Source organism: Pseudomonas siliginis (genome assembly GCF_024072275.1).
GTDB lineage: Bacteria > Pseudomonadota > Gammaproteobacteria > Pseudomonadales > Pseudomonadaceae > Aquipseudomonas > Aquipseudomonas siliginis.
The window spans coordinates 1221994-1242852 of sequence record NZ_CP099598.1; the positions used below are offsets into that span (position 1 = coordinate 1221994).

The window sequence follows — 20859 nt, forward strand, 5'->3', positions numbered from 1 at the left end:
TCCAGGCCCCCGCAGTACTCAGGTGACCGCTCATGAATGATTTACAGATCGACGACATTAAAACCGACGAGAACGCCGCCATGGTGTTGTTGGTGGATGATCAGGCGATGATCGGCGAAGCGGTGCGCCGTGGGCTGTCGAATCAGGAAAACATCGACTTCCACTTCTGCTCCGACCCGCAGCAGGCCATCGCCCAGGCGGTGCGGATCAAACCGACGGTGATTCTCCAGGACCTGGTGATGCCCGGCCTCGATGGCCTGAGCCTGGTGCGCGAATACCGCAATCATCCGGCGACCAAGGACATCCCGATCATCGTTCTCTCGACCAAGGAAGACCCGCTGATCAAAAGCGCGGCGTTCTCCGCTGGCGCCAACGACTATCTGGTGAAACTGCCGGACACCATCGAACTGGTCGCGCGCATTCGCTACCACTCGCGGTCCTACATGACATTGCTGCAACGCGACGCCGCGTACCGAGCGTTGCGGGTCAGCCAGCAGCAATTGCTCGACACCAATCTGGTGCTGCAACGGCTGATGAACTCCGATGGCCTGACCGGGCTGTCCAATCGCCGCCACTTCGACGAGTACCTGGAACTGGAGTGGCGCCGTTCGCTACGTGATCAGACGCAGCTGTCATTGCTGATGATCGACGTCGATTACTTCAAGTCGTACAACGACAGTTTTGGCCACGTTGAAGGCGACGAAGCCTTGCGCAAGGTCGCCACGGCGATCCGCGAGGCCAGTGCGCGACCATCGGACCTGCCGGCGCGTTACGGCGGCGAGGAGTTTGTGCTGGTGCTGCCGAACACTTCGCCGGGCGGCGCGCGGCTGTTGGCCGAGAAACTGCGCCAGACCGTGGCGGCGCTGAAAATTCCGCATAACACGCCGGCCGAGGGCTCCAGTCTGACCATCAGCATTGGTCTGGCGACCATGGTGCCGCAGGCGGGCAGTGATTGCCGGCTGCTGATTTCGGCGGCGGATCGCGGCTTGTATCTGGCCAAGAACAATGGGCGCAATCAGGTCGGGATCGAGTAACGGCCGTTGCCCTCACCCCAGCCCTCTCCCGGAGGGAGAGGGGGCCGACCGAGGTGTCTCGGGCCAGACATCGACCTGAGAGATCGCAGCGATTATGGATCTTCAGGCTTGGCGATCACGGATTCGGTGAAGCCATTCTATTCTGCGTATGTTTCAAATATCCCCCGATCGGTCCCCTCTCCCTCCGGGAGAGGGTTAGGGTGAGGGCAGCAATCTCGGCCCATTCACCGCCAGACGGGCTGCCGCGACAGCCTGTTTACGTTATACTCGCCGGCTTTCAAAAGTTCGCCAACGAGTGCTGCCCGTCATGGAAATCAACCCGATCCTGAACACCATCAAGGACCTGTCCGAGCGCTCCGAAACTATTCGGGGGTATCTTTGACTACGATCAAAAGCATGAGCGTCTGACCGAGGTCAATCGCGAGCTTGAAGATCCGAGTGTCTGGAACAAACCTGAATACGCCCAGGAGCTGGGCCGCGAGCGTGCCGCGCTGGCGCAGATCGTCGACACGCTCGACGAACTGAACGGCGGTCTGGCCGATTGCCGCGACCTGCTGGACATGGCCGTCGAAGAGAACGACGAAGGCGCAGTGGGCGATGTCGTCGCCGAGCTGGCCCGTCTCGAGGAAAATCTGGCCAAGCTGGAATTCCGCCGCATGTTCAGCCATGAAATGGACCCGAACAACGCCTACCTGGACATCCAGGCCGGTTCCGGCGGTACCGAAGCGCAGGACTGGGCCAACATCCTGTTGCGCATGTACCTGCGCTGGGCTGACAAACGCGGTTTCGACGCGACCATCATGGAACTGTCCGCCGGTGAAGTCGCCGGGATCAAGGGCGCGACCGTGCACATCAAGGGCGAATACGCCTTTGGCTGGCTGCGTACCGAGATCGGCGTGCACCGTCTGGTGCGTAAGAGCCCGTTCGACTCCGGCAACCGTCGCCATACCTCGTTCTCCGCTGTTTTCGTCTCGCCAGAGATCGATGACAAGGTGGAAATCGAAATCAACCCGGCAGACCTGCGGATCGACACCTATCGTTCCTCCGGTGCCGGTGGTCAGCACGTAAACACCACCGACTCGGCCGTACGTATCACCCACGTACCGACCAACACCGTGGTCAGCTGCCAGAACGAGCGTTCCCAGCACGCCAACAAGGACACCGCGATGAAAATGCTGCGGGCCAAGTTGTACGAGCAGGAAATGCAGAAGCGCAATGCGGCCTCGCAGGCGCTGGAAGACACCAAGTCCGATATCGGCTGGGGTCACCAGATTCGCTCTTACGTGCTCGATGCCTCGCGGATCAAGGATCTGCGTACCAACATCGAACGCAGCGATTGCGACAAGGTGCTCGACGGCGACATCGACGAATACCTGGAAGCGAGCCTGAAATCCGGCCTGTAACACCCTCTGTGGGAGCGGGCTCGCCCGCGATCCCCAGCCGAAGGCTGGGGGCAACGAACCTGATGGAATACTTAAAGACATGAGCGACCTACAACTCGACCCGCAAGCCCTGCAACAGGAAGAAAACTCCCTGATCGCCCTGCGCAAGGAAAAGCTTGCTGCCGAGCGCGCCAAGGGCAATGCCTTCCCGAACGACTTCCGCCGCGACAACTACTGCGATGCCTTGCAGAAACAGTACGCGGACAAGACCAAGGAAGAGCTGGCAGAGGCTGCAATCCCGGTCAAGGTTGCCGGTCGCATCATGCTCAACCGTGGCTCGTTCATGGTGATCCAGGACATGACCGGACGCATTCAGGTCTACGTCAACCGCAAGACGCTGTCCGAAGAAACCCTGGCTGCGGTGAAAACCTGGGACATGGGCGACATCATTGCTGCCGAAGGCACCCTGGCGCGTTCCGGCAAGGGCGACCTGTACGTTGAAATGACCAACGTGCGCCTGCTGACCAAGTCGCTGCGCCCGCTGCCGGACAAGCACCACGGCCTGACCGACACCGAGCAGCGCTACCGCCAGCGTTACGTCGACCTGATCGTCAACGAAGACGTGCGCCAGACCTTCCGCGTGCGTTCGCAAGTGATCGCGCACATCCGCAGCTTCCTGATGAAGCGCGACTTCCTCGAAGTCGAAACGCCGATGCTGCAGACCATTCCCGGCGGCGCCGCAGCCAAGCCCTTCGAAACTCACCACAACGCGCTGGACATGGAAATGTTCCTGCGTATCGCTCCTGAGCTGTATCTGAAGCGTCTGGTGGTCGGTGGTTTCGAGAAAGTCTTCGAGATCAACCGCAACTTCCGTAACGAAGGCGTTTCGACTCGTCACAACCCTGAATTCACCATGTTGGAGTTCTATCAGGCGTACGCCGATTACGAAGACAACATGGATCTCACCGAGGAACTGTTCCGCGAGCTGGCGCAGCTGGTGCTGGGCAGCACCGACGTGCCGTACGGCGACAAGGTGTTCCACTTCGGCGAGCCGTTCGTGCGGCTGTCGGTGTTCGACTCGATTCTCAAGTACAACCCTGAGCTGACCGCCGATGATCTGAACGACATCGACAAGGCTCGCGCCATCGCCAAGAAGGCCGGCGCCAAGGTGTTGGGCTTCGAAGGTCTGGGCAAACTGCAGGTGATGATTTTCGAAGAACTGGTCGAGCACAAGCTGGAGCAGCCGCACTTCATCACTCAGTACCCGTTCGAAGTGTCGCCGCTGGCCCGTCGTAACGACGAAAACCCGAACGTCACCGACCGCTTCGAGCTGTTCATCGGTGGTCGTGAAATCGCCAACGCCTACTCCGAGTTGAACGACGCGGAAGACCAGGCCGAGCGCTTCATGGCGCAGGTGGCCGACAAGGACGCCGGCGACGACGAAGCCATGCACTACGACGCCGACTTCGTCCGTGCGCTGGAGTACGGCATGCCGCCAACCGCCGGTGAAGGTATCGGCATCGATCGTCTGGTGATGTTGCTGACCAACTCGCCGTCGATCCGCGATGTGATCCTGTTCCCGCACATGCGACCGCAAGCGTAAACGTTTCAGTTGAAAAGCCGCCTAAAACAGGCGGCTTTTTATTGCCTGTCTGGTACAAATGTATCAATTGGTTAATTTGCAAATAGCAGAGGAAGTGCTGTCGTGATGGGTGCAATAGCTCAAGAAGGTGCAGCGGGTATCGCCACTGCGGTCGCTGAAAGTGTTCAGTACCAGGGCCGCAAGGCCAGCCGACAGGGCAGTGAGCAGCGTCGCCAGGACATTCTCGACGCCGCGATGCGCATTGTCGTGCGCGACGGCGTGCGTGCCGTGCGCCATCGTGCGGTCGCGGCAGAGGCCGGCGTGCCGCTGTCGGCGACCACGTATTACTTCAAGGACATCGATGACCTGCTCACCGATACCTTCGCCCAATACGTTGAACGCAGCGCGGCATACATGGCCAAGTTGTGGATCAATAACGAAGGTCTGCTGCGCGAAATGGTGGTCAGCGCCGACGGCAGCCCGGAGTCGCGCTCGCAATTGGCCGATGACATCGCGCGGTTGATGGCCGATTACGTGCACCGGCAACTGATCAACCGCCGCGAGCATCTGATGGCCGAACAGGCGTTCCGCCAGGAAGCGCTGCTCAACCCGCGTCTGGCCATTCTGGTGCGCTCGCACCAGCAGATTCTGTTGCAGGGCACCTGCCAGTTGTTCCAGGTACTGGGCTCGCGTGAACCGCAGCAGGATGCCAAGGTGTTGACGGCGATTATCGGCCGGATGGAATATCAGGGCCTGCTCAATGACGCCGAGCCATTGGCCGAAGAGAACATGCTCGGGATTCTGACGCGGTATATGCACCTGGTGCTGGCGTCGGTCTAGCGTTTCACGCTACACCCCGTGGGAGCGAGCCTGCTCGCGAAAGCACTCTGATATTCAACATCTGCGTTGTCTGACACAGTGCATTCGCGAGCAGGCCCGCTCCCGCAAAGGCTTAAAGTCTGAGTTTCAGCACGTCACGTTTTCTACAGGAGTTTCGGGTGGACGATTACCAGCAGACGATACGCATGTTGTCCGATCGCATTGTGCTGGCGCAGACGCCGATCCGCGTGCTCGATGCGGTCAAGTGGGACGACAACGTGCGCAAGGGCTTCCTCAAGGCCAAGGGCAAGGAAATGCCGGCGGTGGATCGCGACTACTACCTCAACCGCCCGCTGTCGTTCGATTCGAGCCAGGTCAAACTGGAATTCCAGAACATCGAGCGCGACATCACCCGCCAGCTCGGCCAGTTCAACCCGGTCGGGCAGATCATGCGGCGCATGTGCAAGGAATACCGCATGGTCGTGCGCATGCTCGAGGCGCGTGGCACCGAGGATTTCGGCCTGATCTCGCAGGAGCTGTACGGCGCGGCGTCCGACGCCTTCCACGCCGGTGACCCGACCCTCGCCGACCTCGGCCTGATGATGTCCGACTACCTGAACAACATCGACGGGCGCGGCGATCTGAAGGACGAGCCGAAGATCCTTACCGCCAAAGACGCGGTGCACCTGCTGCAAACCCGACTGAACAAGGTATTCGGTGAGGCCGAAGAAACCATTCGCGTGTTCGAGTCCGACGGCATCGTCGCCGACGCCGCGGCGGGCGCCGACTACATCAAGATCCGCACGGATGCGCTGTTCAACGACCGCGACGTGCGCGCACTGGAAGTCCACGAAGGTCTGGTGCACGTCGGCACTACGCTCAATGGCTTGAACCAGCCGATCTGCACGTTCCTGTCCAAAGGCCCGCCCTCGTCAACGGTGACCCAGGAAGGGCTGGCGATCCTGATGGAAATCATCACCTTCGCTTCTTACCCGAGTCGCCTGCGCAAACTGACCAACCGCACCCGTGCGATTCATATGGTCGAGGAGGGCGCCGACTTTTTGCAGATTTACGAATTCTTCCGCGAGCAGGGTTTCGAGATGGCCGAAAGCTACGGCAATGCCAGCCGGGTGTTCCGTGGCTCGACGCCCACCGGTCTGCCATTCACCAAAGACTTGTCCTACCTCAAGGGCTTCATCATGGTTTACAACTACATTCAGTTGGCCGTGCGCAAGGGCAAGCTCGAGCAGATTCCGCTGTTGTTCTGTGGCAAGACCACACTGGAAGACATGCGAACCTTGCGGCAACTGGTGGATGAAGGGCTGGTGGTGCCGCCGAAATATCTACCGGATCAGTTCCGTGACTTGAATGCGTTGTCGGCGTGGATGTGTTTCTCCAACTTCCTCAACCATTTGAGCCTGGACCGGATTGAGGCGGATTACTCCAATATCCTCTAGACCCACCACCGAACCCCTTGTGGGAGCGAGCCTGCTCGCGAATGCGATTTCACCTTCAACATTGATGTCGGCTGATACACCGCTTTCGCGAGCAGGCTCGCTCCCACAGGTTTGATTTGTGTTCAGTTCTCTTCTTTGCGAGGTTTCACCGGATGAGAATCCTCGGCATTCTTTGCCTGCTCTTGACCCTCGGCGGTTGCAGTTCGCTGCTGTTCTACCCTGAACCGGGCCAGATCTTCACCCCGGACAAAGCCAAACTCGAATACCGCACTGTCACTCTGATCACCGCTGATGGCTTCAAGCTCAACGCCTGGTGGCTGCCGGCCAAACCTGGCGTCGAGGTCAAAGGCACGGTCCTGCATCTGCACGGCAACGGCGGCAATCTGCCGATGCATCTGGGCGGCAGCTGGTGGTTGCCGAAGAATGGCTATCAGGTACTGCTGGTCGACTATCGCGGTTACGGTTTGTCCGAGGGCAAGCCGAGCCTGCCGGCGATCTATCAGGACATCGACGCCGCGTTCGCCTGGCTCGACAAAGCGCCCGAGGTCAAAGGCAAACCGCTGGTGCTGCTCGGGCAGAGCCTCGGCGGCGCGATGTCGGTGCATTGGCTGGCGCAGCACCCGGAACGGCAAAAACAACTCAAGGCCCTGGTGCTGGATGGCGTGCCGGCCAGTTATCGCAGTGTCGGCCAATTCGCCCTCAGCACTTCGTGGCTGACCTGGCCGTTGCAGGTGCCGCTGTCGTGGCTGGTGCCGGATGGCGACAGCGCGATCAACTCGATGGCGCAGCTGACCGGCGTGCCCAAGCTGATCTTCCACAGCATCGACGATCCGCTGGTGCCGATGGCCAACGGCATTCGTCTGTATCAGTCCGCGCCGCCGCCGCGCGTGTTGCAGCTGACCCGTGGCGGTCACGTGCAAACGTTCGGCGACCCGGTGTGGCGTCAGGTCATGCTGCGCTATCTCGACGATCCCGAGCACTTCGACGGCCTGCGCCGCCTCGGCGAAATCCCCAACTATCCGCCGCCCCCGAATTCCGAAGATGAGACCCCGCAATGAGTGAAGAACGTAATGCCATCCCGCTGATCATCACCGGTATCTGCAGCATCCTCGGCACCGTCGGGGCGCTGTGGTACTACGGCTACCTGCACTTTGCCAAGCCGGAGGATGCGTTGCTGCTAAACGAATTCACCATGCTCAAGACCGTGCCGGGCGAGGACTACAAAGTCTCGCTGACACCTGCGCCGCAAGTGGCGCAGTGCATTGATGGCGTGCTGGTGCTGTTCGATACCGAACAGAAAGGCCTGACCGGGGTGTTGATCAACGCGCAGAAAAAAGCCGTGCGGTGTATGGGCGAAGAGACCCCGCAGAAGCTGGAGGAGTGATTCTGCAGGTTCAGCCCTCACCCTAACCCTCTCCCTGAGGGAGAGGGGACTGACCGAGGTGTTTGTTTAAGCTAAGTCGACCTGATCCATTGCGCCGAACACAAGTTTTGAAAGCGACACAAATCGGCTCCCTCTCCCTTGGGAGAGGGCTGGGGTGAGGGGCTACGATGTCTGCTCCCACAAAAAAGCCCCGCCTGATCAACTCAGGCGGGGCTTTTGCGTTACCGGGTGGAGCTTAGTTCGAGCTCACCGAAGAACGCGGTGCTACTGGCTGGTTGTCGTTGGAGATGGTCACTTCCACACGACGGTTCATCGCACGGCCCGAGACGCTGCCGTTATCCGCTACCGGGTATTCCTTGCCATAACCCTGAGCGACGATGCGCGAAGGGTCGACGCCCATCTTGATCAGGGCCATCTGCACGGAAGTCGCGCGACGCTCGGACAGCGACTGGTTGTAGCTCGCGGTGCCGGTGCTGTCGGTGTAACCCTCGACGATCACTTTGCGATCCGGGTTTTCCTGGAGGAATTGCGCCAGTTTGTTGATGTTCACCAAGCCGCTGGATTTCAGATCAGCCTTGTTGGTGGCGAACAGCACGTCACCGAAAGTCACCAGCGTACCGCGATCGGTCTGCTTGGCGTTGAGGCTGTCCTGCAGCTGTTTGATCTGCTGGTCACGGGCATCCAGACGGGCCTGGGCACGTTGGGCTGCGGCGTTTTTCAGGTTGTTTTCAGCGGTGCGCAGAGCGATGGTCTGCTTGGCCACTTCCACGCGCTGGTTGGTCAGGTAAGCCAGTTGGTCAACCTTGGCTGCATCTTCTTTGTCCAGATAAGCCTTGTCGGCCTTGTCCAGGTAATCGCTGGCGTCTTTGGTTTCCAGTGCCGCGACTTTGCTCGCCTGTGGGTTGGCCTGCAGGCCGGCGTAGTTGGTGCGCGCCTGTTCCAGGTTCGGGTTAGGCGGGGTGGAGCAGGCAGCCAGTGCAACGCTTGCGGCCAGAAGAGCGGGAATCATCAGTTGCTTACGCATAATTTTTCGTCCTTTCTATCGGTAAGAGTTTCAGCTTTGCGGTCGGGATGCGCGCTTACTGCACAGTGCGCTGGCTTTCCTGACGCAGTTCCTGAACACCTTTCTGGGAATCCTTCACAGCCTGTTCGGCCTTGGCGGCCTGAGCCTTGCGTTCAGCGACGCGAGCGTCCCATTCAGCCTGTTCGGACAGGCGACGGGCTTCGTCATACTTCTTGTCGTGCATGGCGATTTCAGCTTGTTTCAGTTTGTCCTGAGCCTGCTTCATTTCCACCGCAGCGAATTCGGTACCGCCAGCGCTGACGGCGCTGTTCACAGCCGATTGGGTCACGGCGTACTGCTCGGTCGGTGGGTTACCGGCGCAACCGGCCAGTACGAAGCTGGTGCCGATGGCCAGAGCGGCCAGTTTCAGACCGCGCAGGTGGGAAAACGAGGTTTGGGTTTTCATGGTCTTCAACTCCATTAGGCATCTCCTGAAAATACAACTGAATCCATCCTGGCAGAGGAGGCGAAAGCATCGCTTGTAGACGCGAATTGAAACGCTCGTTCCAGGCGTGGTTACCTGTTCCGACCGGCGGCATTTTTGAAAAGTTCAGAAAAGATGGCCTATCGCCAAAAATTTAATTGACCGTTTGGACAAGGCTCTGGGGCGGGAACTTTGGGGCTTTGGAGCGGTACGCGCGGGTGTATTTTGTCTGTTGATAAACCAATTTGCGAACTGGAATACAGCCTATGTGGGAGCGAGCCTGCTCGCGAATGAGATGTGTCAGTCAGCGCAAATGCTGAATGAAAATCCGCATTCGCGAGCAGGCTCGCTCCCACGGTTTTGATGTGTGTCGAATCAGTGCTTCTGTTTGTTCTCAGCCGAGGACAAATCATGCAAATGCCGCCGCGACAACGCCAGAAAACGCGGCGTCGGGCCAACATCTTCATACAACGGATCACCTTCCTCATCGGTCGCCACCACCGTTGAACCCTTCACATACGGCAGGCTCGCTTCGAACTCCTCAAGCGCGGCGCCGATCAGCTCGCCGAGCAGTTCCTCGGGGTGACGCTTGGGGTACATTTCGGCAATCGCCGCCAGCCTTGCGGCGGCTTCGACGTCCAGATGAATCGTGTAGCCGGTGTCGGTCAGGCGACCTTTGGCGTTTTCTTCCCAATGCTGGGCGAGTTCACGAATTTTCATGATGACCTCATTTAGCGCCTGCTGATGGCAGGCCTGGGTGAGTGTCCGGCAGCGCCGGCGGCGGGCCGTCGTACGGCTTACTGTTGAGACTAGCTTTCGCCGGCAAGGTTTAAAGTCAATTCGTCGCCTGCTTGTAAGAAGCGGCGCAGAGCGGCACTCTCTGGCAAAGCATTCGTTTCTGCGCTGTCCCCGATTACCGCTGGAGAACTGCTGATGACCGATATTGATGCACGCTTGCGCGAAGATGTTCACCTGCTCGGAGAGCTGTTGGGCAACACCATTCGAGACCAGTACGGCGAGGCGTTCCTCGACAAGATCGAGCAGATTCGCAAAGGCGCCAAGGCCGACCGGCGCGGCTCGATGGACGCTGAACTGAGCGCCAGCCTCAATCAATTGAGCGAAGACGAATTGCTCCCGGTCGCGCGGGCCTTCAATCAGTTTCTCAACCTGGCGAACATTGCCGAGCAGTACCAGCTGATCCATCGCCGCGAGGAGTCGCAACCGGCGCCGTTCGAGTCGAGGGTGTTGCCGGAACTGCTCGCGCGCCTGCGCAGCGAAGGCCACAGCGCCGAGTCCCTGGCCCGGCAACTGGCGCGGCTGGAAATCGAACTGGTGCTGACCGCGCATCCGACCGAAGTGGCGCGACGCACGTTGATCCAGAAGTACGACGCGATCGCCGCGCAACTGGCCGCTCAGGATCATCGCGACCTGACCAGCGCCGAGCGCGAGCAGATCCAGAGCAAACTGCAACGGCTGATCGCCGAAGCTTGGCACACCGAAGAAATCCGCCGCACCCGACCAACCCCGGTCGATGAAGCCAAGTGGGGCTTCGCGGTGATCGAGCATTCGTTGTGGCAAGCGATCCCCAACCATATGCGCAAGGCCGATCAGGCGCTGTTCGCCGCGACGGGTCTGCGCTTGCCGCTGGAAGCCGCGCCGATCCGCTTCGCTTCGTGGATGGGCGGCGACCGTGACGGCAACCCCAATGTCACCGCCGCTGTCACTCGCGAAGTCTTGCTGCTGGCGCGCTGGATGGCCGCTGATTTGTACCTGCGCGATGTCGATCATCTCGCTGCCGAACTGTCGATGCAGCAGGCCAGCGATGCGCTGAAGGCCAAGGCCGGCGACAGCGCCGAACCCTATCGCGCGGTGCTCAAGCAATTGCGCGAACGCCTGCGCGCCACACGCAACTGGGCGCATGCCGCGTTGACCGCGCCGACCCCGGCAACCGCCGATGTGCTGCACGACAATCGCGATCTGCTCGAGCCTTTGCAGTTGTGTTTCAACTCGCTGCACGAGTGCGGCATGGGCGTCATCGCCGACGGGCCGTTGCTCGATTGCCTGCGTCGGGCGGTGACGTTCGGCCTGTTTCTGGTGCGCCTCGATGTGCGTCAGGATTCGACCCGGCACAGCTCGGCGATGACGGAAATCACCGATTACCTCGGCCTCGGCCGCTATGAGGAATGGGACGAAGAACAGCGCATCAACTTCCTCACCGAAGAATTGAGCAACCGTCGCCCTTTGCTGCCCGCGCATTTCAAACCGTCGACGGACACCGCTGAAGTGCTCAACACCTGCAAGGAAATCGCTGCCGCGCCTGCTGCTTCGCTGGGCTCCTATGTGATCTCCATGGCCGGCGCCGCTTCCGATGTGCTCGCGGTGCAACTGCTGCTCAAGGAATCCGGCGTACTGCGGCCGATGCGCGTGGTGCCGCTGTTCGAGACCCTCGCCGACCTCGACAACGCCGGGCCGGTGATGGAACGTCTGCTGCTGTTGCCGGGCTATCGCGCGCGTTTGCACGGCCCGCAGGAAGTGATGATCGGCTATTCCGACTCGGCCAAGGACGCCGGCACCACCGCTGCGGCGTGGGCGCAATATCGGGCGCAGGAACGACTGGTGGAAATCTGCCGTGAGCAGCAAGTCGAGCTGCTGCTGTTCCACGGTCGCGGCGGCACCGTTGGCCGTGGCGGCGGTCCGGCGCACGCGGCGATTCTGTCGCAACCACCGGGTTCGGTGGCCGGGCGTTTCCGCACCACCGAGCAGGGAGAAATGATTCGTTTCAAATTCGGCCTGCCGGACATCGCCGAGCAAAACCTCAATCTGTATCTGGCCGCCGTGCTCGAAGCGACCTTGCTGCCACCGCCGCCGCCGACGCCTGAATGGCGCCATCTGATGGACGAACTGGCGGCGGACGGTGTCAGCGCTTACCGTCAGGTGGTGCGGGAAAATCCGCAATTCGTCGAGTACTTCCGGCAGTCGACCCCGGAGCAGGAATTGGGACGTTTGCCTCTGGGCAGTCGCCCGGCCAAGCGTCGCGCCGGCGGTATCGAAAGCCTGCGGGCGATCCCGTGGATTTTCGGCTGGACCCAAACCCGATTGATGTTGCCGGCCTGGCTGGGTTGGGAGACTGCGTTGAGCAAGGCGCTGGAGCGCGGCGAAGGTGAGTTGCTGGGGCAGATGCGCGAACAATGGCCGTTCTTTCGCACTCGCATCGATATGCTGGAAATGGTTCTGGCCAAGGCTGATGCGGATATTGCGCAGTCCTACGACGAGCGTCTGGTTGAAGCTGATCTGCTGCCGTTGGGCGCGCAGTTACGCGACCTATTGTCGCAGGCATGCACCGTCGTGCTCGGTCTGACCGGGCAGTCGCAGCTGCTGGCGCACAGCCCGGACACCCTCGAATTCATCCGCTTGCGCAACACCTACCTCGACCCGCTGCATCTATTGCAGGCGGAACTGTTGGCGCGTTCGCGGCAGCAGGATGTCGAGCAGGGCAGCCCGGTGGAACAGGCGCTGCTGGTGTCTGTGGCGGGGATTGCCGCCGGATTGCGCAATACCGGCTAAGGTTGCTGAGCACCTCTGGCGGCATTTGCGACAAGGGTCGGATGCCGCTTCTCCTGCCGTAGGAAAGTGCCGCGAGGCGACAGTTATTGATGGGGTTGCGACTTGGGTTACCGCGTCGCAAGGTCACGGCGGGCGTCGGTTTCTCCGACTTTTGGCGTCTTGTGTGGGCGCAGCCTGCTGTGTATCTTGATCAGCCTTTGGCCGTTTGTGCGGCCACGACCCGTATTTTCAGGATCCGCCGGTTACGAGCGAATCCTTTGTTTTGTAAAGCTTTTATATAAAAAATTGAGGAGCACATCGATGCGCGTCATTCTGCTGGGAGCTCCCGGGGCCGGTAAAGGTACTCAGGCAAAGTTCATCACCGAGAAATTCGGCATTCCGCAAATCTCCACCGGCGACATGCTGCGTGCTGCGGTCAAGGCTGGCACTCCACTGGGCGTGCAAGCCAAGAGCATCATGGATGCCGGCGGCCTGGTGTCGGATGACCTGATCATCGCGCTGGTCAAGGACCGCATCGCTCAACCTGATTGCGCCAACGGTTTCCTGTTCGACGGCTTCCCGCGCACCATTCCGCAGGCTGAAGCGCTGGTCACTGCCGGTGTCGAGCTGGATGCCGTGGTCGAGATCGCTGTAGAAGACGAAGAAATCGTTCAGCGCATCGCCGGTCGCCGTGTTCACGAAGCCAGCGGCCGCGTTTACCACATCGTCTACAACCCGCCGAAACTGGCTGGCAAGGACGACATCACCGGCGAAGAGCTGGTGCAGCGCAAGGACGACACCGAAGAGACCGTGCGTCATCGCCTGTCGGTCTACCACTCGCAGACCAAACCGCTGGTGGAGTTCTACCAGAACCTTTCCGCCAAGAACGGCGGCAAGCCAAAGTACAGCCACATCGAAGGCGTGGGTTCGGTTGATGCAATCACCACCAAGGTGCTGGCCGCGCTGAGCTGAAAAGTCTGATCGGCTGCATCATCCACGGCCCGCTTGCGGGCCGTTGTTGTTTATACTGACGCACTTTTTCCCACCCCTGTTTTGGAAACATCGATGAGCACCTTGCTGGCCCTGGACACCGCGACTGAAGCTTGCTCCGTTGCCTTGCTGCATGACGGCAAGGTCACGAGCCATTACGAGGTGATCCCGCGCCTGCATGCGCAGAAGCTGCTGCCGATGATTCAGCAATTGCTCGCGGATGCCGGCACCACGCTGCAAGCGGTCGACGCGATTGCTTTCGGCCGTGGCCCGGGCGCGTTTACCGGTGTGCGCATTGCCATTGGTGTGGTGCAGGGTTTGGCCTTTGCTCTGGATCGTCCGGTGTTGCCGGTATCCAACCTTGCCGTGCTGGCCCAGCGTGCCTTTCGTGAGCATGGTGTAAGCCAGGTCGCGGCTGCGATCGATGCGCGGATGGATGAGGTGTATTGGGGCTGCTACCGCGAGACGGCGGGGGAGATGCGTCTGGTTGGCGCCGAAGCCGTGTTACCACCGGAAGTCGCCGCGTTGCCCGCTGATGCCAGTGGCGATTGGTTCGGTGCCGGTACCGGTTGGGGTTACGGCGAGCGCATCGCGGTCAATCTGAGCGGCTCCGACGCCGGCATGCTGCCCCACGCCGAAGACCTGCTGACCCTGGCGCGTTTCGCCTGGGAGCGCGGTGAGGCGATCCCGGCAGATGACGCGCAGCCGGTTTACTTGCGCGATAAAGTTGCCACCCCCAAAGCCCGCTGATACGACACTTTCTCCTGTGGGAGCGAGCCTGCTCGCGAAGGCTTCTGGTCAGTCAATGCATGTGTTGAATGTGCTGAACCCTTCGCGAGCAGGCTCGTTCCCACAGGTTCGCGGTCACATACAAATATCGCCAATCGTCAGTTTCTGCCCCCTCGCTTAAAACCTTTTGCGCTTTATGTGTTCTAGTTATCACTCGGCGGTTTGCTAAGTCGGTCAAGTGCCGCTAAATTGCCATCATTGATACCGAGCATGACATTATGCGTATAGACGGCGTTTCCACTCAGTCCTACCCCATCAAGCGCAAGCCGCGTAAAGGCAATGCGGCGCTGGATGAGTCCGTCGAGATCATCGACGGCGAGCTGGAATTCCCGAGCGAAGAGCAGTTGGCCGCCCGTGCTGCCCAAGCTACCGCGCAACGCCTGAGCAACCTGCCTGCCCGTCAGCAAGACATGATCTACCACCGCGCGATGAAGAAAAGCGTAGCCATGGCCCTGGCCAGCTACCTGAGCACCGCCGGTTTTGTCGATTGGGACGCAGACGTGCTGGGCCTCGATCTGTATATCTGATGGATCTGCCTTACTACCTCGGTTGCCCGTCCTGGAGCGAAAATGCCTGGCGCGAGTATCTGTATCCGGTAGACGCAAAAACCTCCGACTTTCTCGCTCTCTACTGCCAGGTGTTCAACGCCGTCGAAGGCAACACCACCTTCTACGCCAGCCCGTCGCCAGCCACTGTGCAACGCTGGGCCGAGATCATGCCGGCGCACTTTCGCTTCACTGCCAAATTCCCCGGCGACATCAGCCACAGCGGCGACTTGCGCGAGCAACTGACCGCTGCCGAAACCTTCCTGCAATTACTCAAGCCGTTAGGCGAACGTGTTTCGCCGCTGTGGCTGCAACTGTCGAAAAGCTTCACGCCGCAGCGTCTGCCGGAGCTCGCGGCGTTTATCGATGCACTGGATTGCCCGCTTGCGGTCGAGGTGCGCAATGAACAGTTCTTCGCCAAGGGCGAGAGCGAGCGTCTGCTCAATCGTCTGTTGCTGGATCGCGGTGTCGAGCGCATCTGTCTCGACCCGCGCGCGCTGTTCAGCTGCTTGTCGACCGAGTCCTCGGTGATCCACGCGCAGTCGAAAAAGCCGCGAGTGCCCACCCGTCCGGCGGCGTTCACGCAGTTTCCGCAGGTGCGCTTCATCGGCCATCCCGAGCTTGAGGCCAACGATGCGTTTCTCGTGCCGTGGGTGGCGAAGATTGCTGAATGGATCGAAGAGGGGCGCACGCCCTACGTCTTTCTGCATACCGCCGATAACCTGTTGGCAGCGAAACTGGCGCAGCGTTTTCACTCCCAACTGATGCAACGTTTGCCTGGCTTGCCCGCGCTGCCTGAGCTATACAGAGAACCCGCCGCCGAGCAGCTTGGCTTGCTCTGAGGCGGGTTTTTTCTGCCCGGGAGGCCGTCGATGAACGTCCAAGTCAGTCAACAGCAACGCCTCAAAGCCCAAGCCTTCAAAGCGCTGCATGATCGCCAGGGGATCTTCGTCATCCCTAATCCGTGGGATGCCGGCTCGGCGAAGATGCTCGCCAGTCTCGGTTATCAGGCCTTGGCCACCACCAGCGCTGGTTACGCGTTTTCCCAAGGCAAGCCTGATGGCGCGTTGAATCTCGACGAGACCCTGGCCAATGTCCGGGCGATTGTCGCAGCGACGGATCTGCCGGTGGCGGTGGATCTGGAAAACGGCTTTGCCGATGATCCGGTCGAGTCTGCGCAGAGTCTGTTGCGCGCCGCCGAAGCGGGCGCGGTGGGCGGGTCGATCGAGGACGCTTCGGGACGTCCGGACGCGCCGATCTATTGCTTCGAACACGCCGTTGCACGGATTGAAGCCGCTGTCGCGGCGGTGCGCACCCTGCCGTTTCCTTTCGTCCTCACCGCTCGCGCGGAAAATTACCTGCACGGCAACCCCGATCTTGACGACACCATTCGCCGCTTGCAGGCATTCGCCGAAGCGGGTGCCGACGTGCTCTATGCGCCGGGTTTGCGCAGCGCCGAAGAAGTGCGCGCAGTGGTGCAAGCGGTGGCGCCGAAACCGGTCAATGTGTTGATGTCTGGCGGTTTGAAACTGACCGTGCAACAGCTCGAGGAACTGGGCGTCCGGCGGATCAGCACCGGGTCGGCACTGGCGCTGGCGGCGTTCGGCGAGTTCTTCCGCGCGGCTGAGGAAATCCAGCAATCCGGCACCTTTGGCTTCACGTCACAGTCGATGCCGTATGCCAAGGCCAATCAATTCTTCAAGGACTGAGCATGGGACGTTGGCTGTTCTGGGGGGTGTTGCTCGCGATCGCTGGTGGCGCGGTGAGTGTCTGGCGCGGCTGGCTGGAGGTGCCGCCGCAGTGGAACCCGTGGGCGCCATTGGACATAAAAGCCGCGCCCAACTGGCTCACCGGTTACAAACTCATGCGCCTGCGCAGTGATCCCGAGCTTTGCGCACAGGCATTGAGCAGCTCGGATCTGCGCGTCAGCCCCCAGGCCGACAGCCCCGGCGCCAAGTGTCCGCTGGTCGGTGCTCTGCGGGTGCAGGGCGGTGGAGTGGCGCTGAGCAGCAGTTTCATTGCCAGTTGCCCGCTGGCGGTGGCCTACGCGATGTTCGAACACCACACCCTGCAACCGGCCGCGCAATCGGCTTATGGCCAGAAGATTGCGCGTGTCGATCACCTCGGCAGCTTTGCCTGTCGCAATGTCTACAACCGTGAGAGCGGTGCCCTCAGTCGACATGCCAGTGCCGACGCGCTGGACATTGCCGGTTTCCGTCTGGCCGGCGGACGCACGATCAGCGTGCTCAGGGATTGGCCCAAGCAAAACCAGGACGCAGAGTTTCTCCGCCAACTGCGCGACGGCGCCTGTGAGTCATTCAGTGTGGTGTTGAGTCCGGACTACAACGCCGCCCATCGCAATCACTTTCATTTCGATGTCGGGCGCTGGAGCGTGTGTCGCTGAGGATCAGGCGGCGAGGCGCAGGTTCTGCAGAACGATCGGGCGAGCCCAGCCGTTATCGAAGTCCAGAGCTTTCTGCTGCTCGACGATTTCTTCCGGCGGGAACGGCGGGTAAGGCTTCTGAAGCAAGTCCAGATCGAACTCGGCAATCGGCAGGTACAGCGGACGTTTCTGCGGCGCAGGGCCTGGCTCCGGCACTGGCTGGCCATTGTTGATCACAATCGGGCGTACCCAGCTGCTGTCGAAATCCTGTTGCTCTTGCTGGGCTTTGAGCTCTTCCGGCGGGAACGGTGGGAACGGCTTGTCCAGCAGCTCCATTTCGAACTCGGCGATCGGCAGGAACAGTGGCTCCGGCGGGCGAACCTGGGTTTCAACCACGTCGCACTCACGCTGGCTGACGATGTGCGCGTGCAGCTCGCTGCCAACGGTCGGTTCTTCCGGGCTGTTCAGGTCAACCGGTGGAAACGTGCCACAGGCAGGCACCACTTCACTCGTCTGTTCGGCCAGGGCCTGGGCAAAGAAATCCTGCCACAGGTGACTGACGCCGCTCAGTGCTTGAGTGTTATGACGGCTAAAGTCGCCATGGGGCGAAACGTAGCCAATCGATGTGGGAAGAATGCCTGACATTTTTTTCGGTTGACGCTCAGCTCTGGCAAAATGCGCGTTGAATGGTTTATCGGCGGTTTTTGTCAATCCTTAACTTTTTTGAGCGTTTTTTCATGATCGAGTCACCTGCGGCCTGCCGCATCCATGTCCAGGCCCTCGCCCCGACGTTTCAAGCACAAGCCGCACACTGGGCCGAACGTCTCGGCCTGCCGCTCGGCGAGGCGGACGGCGAGTTCGTCTTGCAGGTCGGCGAGCAGGGTTTGCAGTTGCAGCAGCTTGGCCCGGATGCGCCTGGACCGGTGCGGGTCGACTTCGTCGAAGGCGGCGCGGCGCATCGTCGTTTGTATGGCGGCGGCAGCGGCCAGATGATTGCCAAGGCTGTCGGCATCGCCCAAGGCGTGCGCCCGCGCGTGCTGGATGCCACGGCGGGCTTGGGCAAGGATGCATTTGTGCTGGCCAGTCTCGGTTGTGAAATGAGCCTGATCGAGCGTCAGCCGCTGATCGGCGCACTGCTTGAGGACGGCTTGGCGCGGGCGGCAGAAGATTTCGACGTGGCGCCGATCGTGGCGCGGATGAAATTGCTCAAGGGCAACTCCATCGAAGTGATGCGCAGTTGGGAAGGGGAGCCGCCGCAGGTGATCTATCTCGACCCGATGTTCCCGCATCGCGAGAAAACCGCGCTGGTGAAAAAGGAAATGCGCCTGTTCCGCCCGCTGGTCGGTGATGATCCGGATGCACCGGCCCTGCTTGAAGCGGCGCTGGCCCTGGCCACGCATCGGGTGGTAGTCAAACGCCCGCGCAAGGCGCCGTGCATCGAAGGGCCGAAACCGAGCCATGCGCTGGATGGCAAATCGAGCCGGTATGACATTTATCCGAAGAAAGCGCTGAAGCCCTGAGACCGCGTCGCCACATTCGCGAGCAGGCTCGCTCCCACAGTAGGAAATGCATTCCAGTGTGGGAGCGAGCCTGCTCGCGAAGCGGTCTGCACAAGCACCGCAAAACTGTCAGGGTTTGTAAGCCCTCATAAACAACCCCACCACCTCCCGCACATGCCGCTCCGCTGCTTCTCCAGTCAGCGGCTCGCCGCAGCCATACAACAAACGAAAATTCCCCGCCCCTTTGATCAGGCAGAAGAAGTGCTCGGCGGCGTTGCGTGGCTGGTCGATGCTCAGCGCGCCGGTTGCATGGACTTTCGCCAGCAGACCTTCCATGCCGTTGACCACGCGCTCTGGGCCGGCCTCGAAGAAGATTAGCGACAGCTTCGGATCCTGACTGCCCAGCGCCATGATCAGGCGGTGCAGGTTCACTGATTCATCGCTGTTGATCAGTTGGTGAAAGCCCCGGGCAATGTTCAGCAATACATTTTCCACCGCGATGCCGTCCGGCAATTCGAAGAACAGCGGCGGCAATTGTTCCTCGCATTTCGCGACGACGGCAGCGGAGAACAGCGTCTCCTTGTCGTTGAAATGGCTGTAGACCGTCAGCTTCGACACGCCCGCCTCGCTGGCAACCGCGTCCATGCTGGTGTTGGCGTAGCCATGGCAGAGAAACAGGGTTTTCGCCGCATCCAGGATCGCCTGGCGTTTGGCCAGATCCTTGGGGCGGCCCGGGCCGTTTGGAGCTGAAAGATTGTTCGACATTCTTCGCTTTTAATACTGGACTGGTGAGTTTGCTATTAATACCATACCCGCCAGTATAAATATTCCAAAGCCTCATTCGCGAAAGGTCCGTCACCATGTTCCGCCATGCGTTGTCCTTTGCCGTGCCAGTCAGTCTGGCGTTCCTGTTATCGGCGTGCGGTCAGGAGGAGGTGACGAAAGTCACCGTGCGCCCGGCCATGGTGGTGCAACCCGAGCCTTCGGCGCAGGCGATGGAAAGTTATCCGGGCGAGGTGCGAGCCCGCTATGAGCCTGATCTGGCGTTCCGCATCGGCGGCAAAGTCAGCCGACGACTGGTCGACGAAGGCCAGCGCGTCAAAGCCGATCAGCCTCTGGCCGAACTCGATCCGCAGGATGTGCGCCTGCAACTGGAAGCTACCCGCGCGCAGGTCGCCGCCGCCGAGGCCAATCTGAACCTGGTCCGCGCGGAACGTGATCGCTATAAAACCCTGATGGATCGGCAGATGGTCAGCCGCTCGGCCTACGACAATGCCGAAAATCTATATCGCTCCGGCGAAGCCCGCCTTAAACAAATCAAAGCTGAATTCAACGTTTCGACCAACCAGGCCAGTTACGCGGTACTGCGTGCGCCACAGGATGGCGTGGTGGCCAAGCGTTCGGTGGAAGTCGGTCAGGTGGTCGCTGCCGGGCAGACCGTGTTCACCCTCGCCACCGATGGTGAGCGCGAAGTGTTGATCAGCCTGCCGGAGCAAAGCTTCGGCCGCTTCAAGGTTGGTCAGCCGGTTACCGTGGAATTGTGGGCACAGCAAAATCAACGCTTCGCCGGGCAGATCCGCGAGTTGTCACCGTCCGCCGATCCGCGCTCGCGCACTTTTGCCGCGCGTATCTCGTTCACCAGCGGCAAAGTGCCGGCTGAACTGGGGCAGAGCGCCCGGGTGTTCGTGCAATCGGCTGACAGTGTCTCGCTGTCGATACCGCTTTCCGCGCTGACCGCTGAAAACGGCGCGACCTACGTCTGGGTGGTCAACGGCAACAACACGTTGAAGAAAACCCCGGTGCGGGTCGGTCCGTTTGGCGAGAAAAGCGTGGCGGTGCTCGAGGGGCTCAATGCCAGCGACTGGGTAGTGGCTGCCGGCGTTCATGTGCTCCTCGACGGCCAGCAGGTGCGGCCGGTGGATCGCTCCAACCGTGTGGTCAATCTGGCGAACAAGGAGTAAGCCC

At 60.6% G+C, this 20859-nt stretch carries 21 protein-coding genes; 16 read left to right on the forward strand and 5 right to left on the reverse strand.

Annotation, left to right across the window (positions count from 1 at the left end):
* Window positions 1-32: 32 nt before the first annotated feature.
* The 7 genes from NF676_RS05805 to NF676_RS05835 all read left to right on the forward strand — a co-directional run bounded on the left by NF676_RS05805 (window position 33) and on the right by NF676_RS05835 (window position 7658).
* Window positions 33-1034: a response regulator gene (locus tag NF676_RS05805; protein ID WP_041478162.1), complete on the forward strand. Its 1002-nt coding sequence runs from the start codon at window positions 33-35 to the stop codon at window positions 1032-1034.
* 307 nt (window positions 1035-1341) lie between these two features.
* Window positions 1342-2437 (forward strand): peptide chain release factor 2 gene (gene prfB / locus NF676_RS05810; RefSeq protein WP_099758102.1). Its coding sequence is split into 2 segments (ribosomal slippage): window positions 1342-1413 and window positions 1415-2437, totalling 1095 coding nucleotides; the frame shifts between segments, so codons are not numbered across the junction.
* A gap of 79 nt (window positions 2438-2516) precedes the next feature.
* Entirely contained in the window at window positions 2517-4019 is a 1503-nt protein-coding gene (gene lysS / locus NF676_RS05815; protein WP_024011743.1) for a lysine--tRNA ligase, read from the forward strand.
* A 105-nt stretch (window positions 4020-4124) separates the two neighbouring features.
* Window positions 4125-4838, forward strand: coding sequence for a TetR/AcrR family transcriptional regulator (locus tag NF676_RS05820; RefSeq protein ID WP_252885431.1), 714 nt, complete (start codon window positions 4125-4127; stop codon window positions 4836-4838).
* A gap of 185 nt (window positions 4839-5023) precedes the next feature.
* Window positions 5024-6274, forward strand: a complete 1251-nt coding sequence (locus NF676_RS05825; RefSeq protein ID WP_166554750.1) for a flavohemoglobin expression-modulating QEGLA motif protein — start codon at window positions 5024-5026, stop codon at window positions 6272-6274.
* A 152-nt stretch (window positions 6275-6426) separates the two neighbouring features.
* Entirely contained in the window at window positions 6427-7332 is a 906-nt protein-coding gene (locus tag NF676_RS05830; RefSeq protein WP_252887384.1) for an alpha/beta hydrolase, read from the forward strand.
* On the forward strand, window positions 7329-7658 hold the full coding sequence (locus NF676_RS05835; protein WP_122600872.1) for a PA3694 family proteiin: 330 nt from the start codon (window positions 7329-7331) through the stop codon (window positions 7656-7658). The genes NF676_RS05830 and NF676_RS05835 overlap by 4 nt, the downstream gene beginning before the upstream one ends.
* Window positions 7659-7893: 235 nt before the next feature.
* Here NF676_RS05835 and lptF read toward each other — a convergent pair whose 3' ends face one another.
* The 3 genes from lptF to NF676_RS05850 form a co-directional block, all read right to left on the reverse strand.
* Window positions 7894-8682 carry a lipotoxin F family OmpA-related lipoprotein LptF gene (lptF, locus tag NF676_RS05840; RefSeq protein WP_024011746.1) on the reverse strand — a complete coding sequence of 263 codons (789 nt, stop codon included), beginning with the start codon at window positions 8680-8682 and terminating at the stop codon, window positions 7894-7896.
* Window positions 8683-8737: 55 nt separating this feature from the next.
* A complete protein-coding gene (locus NF676_RS05845) occupies window positions 8738-9142 on the reverse strand; it encodes a DUF4398 domain-containing protein (protein ID WP_024011747.1) in 405 nt (134 codons plus the stop codon).
* A gap of 378 nt (window positions 9143-9520) precedes the next feature.
* Window positions 9521-9865 (reverse strand): hypothetical protein, encoded by a 345-nt coding sequence (locus tag NF676_RS05850; RefSeq protein WP_016771500.1) that lies wholly within the window; start codon window positions 9863-9865, stop codon window positions 9521-9523.
* 213 nt (window positions 9866-10078) lie between these two features.
* On the opposite strand from NF676_RS05850, the gene ppc reads away from it, so the two are divergent.
* The 7 genes from ppc (at window position 10079) to NF676_RS05885 (ending at window position 17416) form a co-directional block, all read left to right on the forward strand.
* On the forward strand, window positions 10079-12709 hold the full coding sequence (ppc, locus tag NF676_RS05855) for a phosphoenolpyruvate carboxylase (RefSeq protein ID WP_252887385.1): 2631 nt from the start codon (window positions 10079-10081) through the stop codon (window positions 12707-12709).
* Window positions 12710-13009: 300 nt separating this feature from the next.
* Window positions 13010-13660 carry an adenylate kinase gene (gene adk, locus NF676_RS05860; RefSeq protein WP_056783171.1) on the forward strand — a complete coding sequence of 217 codons (651 nt, stop codon included), beginning with the start codon at window positions 13010-13012 and terminating at the stop codon, window positions 13658-13660.
* Window positions 13661-13753: 93 nt separating this feature from the next.
* Window positions 13754-14428: a tRNA (adenosine(37)-N6)-threonylcarbamoyltransferase complex dimerization subunit type 1 TsaB gene (gene tsaB / locus NF676_RS05865; protein WP_095180471.1), complete on the forward strand. Its 675-nt coding sequence runs from the start codon at window positions 13754-13756 to the stop codon at window positions 14426-14428.
* A gap of 257 nt (window positions 14429-14685) precedes the next feature.
* Window positions 14686-14994, forward strand: coding sequence for a hypothetical protein (locus tag NF676_RS05870; RefSeq protein WP_016771497.1), 309 nt, complete (start codon window positions 14686-14688; stop codon window positions 14992-14994).
* Window positions 14994-15854 (forward strand): DUF72 domain-containing protein, encoded by an 861-nt coding sequence (locus tag NF676_RS05875; RefSeq protein WP_236168075.1) that lies wholly within the window; start codon window positions 14994-14996, stop codon window positions 15852-15854. The genes NF676_RS05870 and NF676_RS05875 overlap by 1 nt, the downstream gene beginning before the upstream one ends.
* A 30-nt stretch (window positions 15855-15884) precedes the next feature.
* Entirely contained in the window at window positions 15885-16721 is an 837-nt protein-coding gene (locus tag NF676_RS05880) for an isocitrate lyase/PEP mutase family protein (RefSeq protein ID WP_252887386.1), read from the forward strand.
* A gap of 2 nt (window positions 16722-16723) precedes the next feature.
* Window positions 16724-17416 (forward strand): extensin-like domain-containing protein, encoded by a 693-nt coding sequence (locus tag NF676_RS05885; protein ID WP_252887387.1) that lies wholly within the window; start codon window positions 16724-16726, stop codon window positions 17414-17416.
* 3 nt (window positions 17417-17419) lie between these two features.
* Here NF676_RS05885 and NF676_RS05890 read toward each other — a convergent pair whose 3' ends face one another.
* On the reverse strand, window positions 17420-18040 hold the full coding sequence (locus tag NF676_RS05890) for a hypothetical protein (RefSeq protein ID WP_056783179.1): 621 nt from the start codon (window positions 18038-18040) through the stop codon (window positions 17420-17422).
* Between the two features lie 92 nt (window positions 18041-18132).
* On the opposite strand from NF676_RS05890, the gene NF676_RS05895 reads away from it, so the two are divergent.
* Complete coding sequence (locus tag NF676_RS05895) at window positions 18133-18915, forward strand: class I SAM-dependent methyltransferase (RefSeq protein ID WP_041478224.1); 783 nt, start codon at window positions 18133-18135, stop codon at window positions 18913-18915.
* Window positions 18916-19023: 108 nt separating this feature from the next.
* Here NF676_RS05895 and NF676_RS05900 read toward each other — a convergent pair whose 3' ends face one another.
* A complete protein-coding gene (locus NF676_RS05900) occupies window positions 19024-19659 on the reverse strand; it encodes a TetR/AcrR family transcriptional regulator (RefSeq protein WP_252887388.1) in 636 nt (211 codons plus the stop codon).
* 95 nt (window positions 19660-19754) lie between these two features.
* Here NF676_RS05900 and NF676_RS05905 point away from each other — a divergent pair, with 95 nt between their 5' ends.
* Window positions 19755-20855: an efflux RND transporter periplasmic adaptor subunit gene (locus NF676_RS05905; RefSeq protein ID WP_041478148.1), complete on the forward strand. Its 1101-nt coding sequence runs from the start codon at window positions 19755-19757 to the stop codon at window positions 20853-20855.
* Window positions 20856-20859 lie beyond the last annotated feature (4 nt).